Raw genomic sequence first — 444 nt, 5'->3', positions numbered from 1 at the left:
CTTCTGGCTGTCGAAGAGGGGGGCCTCGTTCGCATTGGCAGGGGCTTCGCCCTGTGCGGCGGCGCCGGCATTCGCGCCGCCTTGGGCCGGCTGCTCGCCGGTAGCAGGCTGGCCGCCAGTCGTTGCCTGGCCTTCGCCGGAGGGCTGCTTGGTCGAAGGTTGCTCTCCCGTCACCGCTTGACCGGTGCCGGGCTGCTCACCGAAGGCCTTCTTGCGCTTCTTCGTCTTGTCCAGCGGCTGTTCGCCCTCGGCCGGTGCAGCCTGCTGATTGTTCTGCTGCGGTTCGGCCTGCTGCGCCGGCTCGCCTGCAGGGGCTTCGGTCTTCGGCGCCTGCTCGGTCGGGGCGGTTTCAGTCTGTTGCTGCTGATCGCGCTTCTTCTTGCGCAGCTTGTCCTGCGGCAAGTTGTCGTTGGCGGGCGCCGCCTGCTCGGCTGGCTGCTCGGC

Annotated in this window: 1 pseudogene; it reads right to left on the bottom strand. The window is 69.1% G+C overall.

Features of this window, described 5'->3' with window-relative positions:
* Window positions 1–402: pseudogene (locus EN818_RS30820) on the bottom strand (flagellar motor protein MotB); the annotation flags it as partial.
* Window positions 403–444 lie beyond the last annotated feature (42 nt).

This window comes from Mesorhizobium sp. M3A.F.Ca.ET.175.01.1.1 (assembly GCF_004791945.1).
Taxonomy (GTDB): Bacteria; Pseudomonadota; Alphaproteobacteria; order Rhizobiales; family Rhizobiaceae; genus Mesorhizobium.
The sequence above is the reverse complement of the archived record's forward strand: the minus strand, read 5'-3'. Positions and strand labels throughout refer to the sequence as shown.